Origin of the sequence: Acinetobacter sp. UBA5934, from assembly GCF_002430855.1 — a bacterium.
Taxonomy (GTDB): domain Bacteria; phylum Pseudomonadota; class Gammaproteobacteria; order Pseudomonadales; family Moraxellaceae; genus Acinetobacter.
In genome coordinates, this window is sequence record NZ_DJDC01000186.1 from 1 (window position 1) to 2,776 (window position 2,776).

The following is a 2,776-nucleotide window of genomic DNA, read 5'->3' on the forward strand; positions in this document are numbered from 1 at the left end:
CATTCTGTATAAAGTTGATATGGCATATTTCTTACAGTTGCAGAATAGTCTATCCCAGCCAGATACATTTTCTTCGCAGGGAGACCACCTGCTTCATCTTCACCAACATATTGCCCATAGAAGCCCATAGGCACCTGTGTCAAAGGAAACAGATTCAGACGTGCATCAAAACCAGCGATCTGGTTCGATGGATCAGGCCCACCCGTACCACCATTATCTTTATTCCCGACAAAAGCATCCCATAATGAACTTAAGCTTTCAGGACGTCCTTCCCCCCCCCATTGAATCGCACGAGAAGCACCTAGCTCCAAGTAAGATAAAGGTTGGGCAGTTACACGAAGACCAATAAGTTTGGCATCTGGAACAGCAGTATAATCATCCAATTGGCCCGCAAAAGCCTGATATTGCCACGGCCCAATCCAGGACAGCCATTTAGTTTCAAAAGCGGTTTGTTCTGCACGTTGTGCCATAAATCCATATACTGGGCGGCTAGCATCGCCACGAATCAAGCTGCCATCATGTCCCGGACCCCAATAGGTCGGAATTTGGCCAGCAATCAGCCATTGATTCCAGAGTTTCCCTGCAAGATAAGATCCTTCCAGATTCACATCCTGATCATTCTCAATTTGTCTATCTTTTTCGGCATTAACCCGGAGCTTGGCATCCCAGTTTTCGCCACCTGCATTAAACTCTAAAGCTGCCTGAAATTGTGCCTTTTGCTGATCGCCAAAGGCTTGAGGAATATCTTTTGGATCACTTTCCGCAAATAAGCCTACTTTGAGCTGCTGATTGTCTGCTGTTAATTTTGCCAGAACTGAATCAATAACACGTTGTTGTACTTTGTTACTCACTTGTGCATTGGATAGAGCACGTTGAATTTCATCACCACTGAGCGGCCAAGTCGAGGTACTGATCTGGATCACCCCTTGCTGGTTTAACCAGTTCAAGTCAGTACGAAGATTTGCATCATTCAGAACCAGCCCTTGAGCAAAAACAGGAAGCGAAAGTGTCGTAAGAAGTGCACTTAATAATGGTTTTTTTAGAAACATGGGATCAATATTCTCAAGTTTATTTTTGCCTAACCATAGATATTTCAAAAACAATATTCAATGGCGAAACTGTATCAGTATAATATGAAACCTTGGATTTAATTGACTTTTAAAATAATAAATCGCTTCAAGAAATGAGATAAAAATAGACCTCTTTCATAAATCATTTTTTGCTCAGTTCCAAGTTGTAGATTCCAGCGATTAAACTGAATCTCAAACCAAGCCTTTTACCTCTATTTCGATAACGCTCAGCAAGGATTTTGAAGGTTTTCAGGCTGCCAAATACATGCTCTATTCCGATTCTTCTTTTATTGATTTCCTGATTATAGATTTTCAATTCAGGATCCAATTTACAGTGTCTTTTGGCTTTTAAGGGCAACAGGCTATTCGGATACAACACATAAATCCCCTGATAGCCTTTATCTGCAAGGATAAAAGCCCCAAAAGGAATCTGGTTTAAATTGCGTTTGAACAACTCGAAATCATGCACTGCACCGCGACTGGTACATAAACTCAGAATTTGCTGAGTTTTGTAGTGAATCATGGCCTGTACTTTAAAGGTATGGGTCTTTTTCTTGCCGCTATAGCTTTTCTTCTGTTTTTTTAGGCCTTTGGATTGGAATTTCCGTGGCATCCACGATCACAACATTCCAGTCGATGCCTTCGCCCTCGGGTAAATCTTTGGGTAAATTAAACAGATTGGACCGAATCAGGCAGTCTTCAACATGACGGACAATTCTTGAGGCTGTGGGCTCTGAAACCCCGTAACTCGTCGCAACGTGAAATAAGGTTCGGTATTCCCGCCAATAGCTCAGACAGAGCAGAACCTGATCCTCCAGGCTTAACTTGGGCGGTCTGCCTTTGGCAGAGACATGCTTCTGCAATTGCTCAACCATCAAATAGAAAGTTGACCATGAGATGCCTGTGTATCGCTTGAACTGAGGATCAGAAAGCTTGTTTGAATCGATGTATTTCATCCGCAGATTATGCACGAATGCCAAGAAATCCGGAGGGCAAATATTAACCAAAAAGAAGATCGTTTTTTGATTTATGAAAGAGATCTATTTAAAACTTATTTATTAGATCTCTTGCGAAAGTCATTATTGCAAGTTTATCCGGTTTACGAGTGCAGCAATTAAGTTAATGCGTAAACCGAATCTTTTCCGTCTATTTCGATAGCGTTCACTTAATATTCTAAATCTTTTCAATTGACTATTAATGTGTTCGATCACAACTCGTATTTTTCCAATCATTTTATTGTACTTTTTCTCAACATCAAATAAGGGTAAATTCTTCTTTTTCTTTATTGGCATCAATAACTTAAAGCCATCTTGCTCTAATCCGTAGTACCCTAAATCGGTCATAACATATTCACAATGTTTGAATTTCTTAACCGTTTTTCTTGCCAATTTAATATCATGCTGACTGCCATTCGATATATCTAGCCCTATGATTTGTTTGCTGTTCGGATGATAGATCACTTGTGCTTTTAGCGTATGTTTCTTCTTTTTACCACTGTAGAACTTACTCTGATTTTTTTTTCGGACGTTCTATTGAACATTCTGTCGCATCAATAATGACCCAGTTAAAGTTTTCGTCTGCTGTGGTAATGCTTCGTTTTGGCAGAGTAAAACGTCTTGATTTCATCAATGCATCTTCAACCTTGTTATAGGTTGGATTCACATTTCTTTCAGCGATATGGTAATTTGCCGCTAATTCCAGTTGAG

3 protein-coding genes and 1 pseudogene are annotated in these 2,776 nt (G+C 40.2%); all 4 read right to left on the reverse strand.

The genetic code is table 11. The features are described 5' to 3' along the window. A partial coding sequence (locus B2Y23_RS13650) for a capsule assembly Wzi family protein (RefSeq protein WP_291371400.1) occupies positions 1-1,049 on the reverse strand: 1,049 nt, incomplete at its 3' end. Positions 1,050-1,212: 163 nt separating this feature from the next. Next, positions 1,213-1,683, reverse strand: coding sequence for a transposase family protein (locus B2Y23_RS13655; protein ID WP_175966120.1), 471 nt, complete (start codon positions 1,681-1,683; stop codon positions 1,213-1,215). Beyond that, complete coding sequence (locus tag B2Y23_RS13660) at positions 1,631-2,041, reverse strand: transposase family protein (protein WP_171054439.1); 411 nt, start codon at positions 2,039-2,041, stop codon at positions 1,631-1,633. The genes B2Y23_RS13655 and B2Y23_RS13660 overlap by 53 nt, the downstream gene beginning before the upstream one ends. A 108-nt stretch (positions 2,042-2,149) precedes the next feature. Then, positions 2,150-2,776 (reverse strand): annotated as a pseudogene (locus B2Y23_RS13665) (IS5 family transposase); the annotation flags it as partial.

Bases quoted from the DNA above. Each gene is read 5' to 3' on its own strand.
- B2Y23_RS13655 (WP_175966120.1), bottom strand. From the start codon at position 1,683: ATGCCACGGAAATTCCAATCCAAAGGCCTAAAAAAACAGAAGAAAAGC.